At 35.3% G+C, this 1,109-nt stretch carries 1 protein-coding gene; it reads right to left on the bottom strand.

Translation table 11 applies throughout. The features are described from left to right. On the bottom strand, positions 1-772 hold a 772-nt coding region (locus B5V89_RS19795; protein ID WP_108073705.1), incomplete at its 3' end, for a helix-turn-helix domain-containing protein. Between the last annotated feature and the right edge of the window lie 337 nt (positions 773-1,109).

Below are 1,109 nucleotides of genomic sequence, written 5' to 3'. Positions count from 1 at the left end.
GCTTGTCCATGATTTTATTAACAATCCCATTAAAATAACCAAATACATTCTTAATATTTTTCCCACTCTTAATCTTCATAACAAACTCTTTAAATGCCTTGATTCCGATATGTAGTTCTTGCTGTTCTGTAAATGCTCTTTTGCCATCCACATGATTGATGATTCGATTATTTTGTCTAACTACCTTCCACAATTCATTGATTGTCTTTGATTCATGATAAAAATAACTCGTTAATTTAGCAAATTTTTCAGGAACCCAAGAAGCTATAAAATTTGCATGTGAAAATGACACGACCTTACGTGTATTATTAATAATATTTTGTTTTAAAGAAGGAGAAGTTGTTTTAATGGTCGGACACTTCTCGGACTTTTCAGGGGGTGTCTTGTCGGACACATCATTTTTAACAGGAATGATTTGTATAGCATTAGCCGTTTGAAGCATATCCTTTTTACGCTTCATTGGTACTTGGCGGATCATCCCTAACTCTTCTAATTTCTTCATTAGTCTTTGTACAGTTTTGTACGATAACTCTAACTTATCAGCAATCGTATTTTTAGACATGTAGCTTACACCGATTTGCTTACAGCTATGACGTTTCAATACTTCTAGTAATGCAATTAGTCTAGTTTGCACGTCAGAGCGTGTTACGGACGTTTTAATGATGTCACGATAAATACGTACAGTTTTATTCATTTCCTCAATACAATCAAATGTAGAAAGATTGTGGAAGGAATCCACACTTGCTATTACTGTGATTAGTTTCTTTTTCATGGACCTTGTCTCCTTTTTGGAAACAAAAAAGCAACGGCCTGTTTTAAGCAAACCGTTGCAAAGAAACCCATGATGTAATAAACTACACCTAAGGGTACAGCAAGTGTTTGCCTAGTCAGAGTAGGCGGACGGTGTAAGAGTGCTACCAACACTACTTGCACACGCTGTGCTCTTTTGTTTTTTTAGTAATTGTTTCGTGCCGATTTCGTGCCGACACTGTTTGATTTCTATTGATTTATTTTGATGAACGACTTTTACAAAAAGGCGATTTTATGCCGTTTTCCTTCCATTTAAATAGGTCTTGATTTTCGTAATTAATCAAGTTCGAGATGGAAGG

It is taken from the genome of Heyndrickxia sporothermodurans (assembly GCF_003055045.1).
Taxonomy (GTDB): domain Bacteria; phylum Bacillota; class Bacilli; order Bacillales; family Bacillaceae_C; genus Heyndrickxia; species Heyndrickxia sporothermodurans.
Note: the sequence above shows the minus strand (reverse complement) of the source record. Positions and strands in the feature narration are given on the sequence as shown.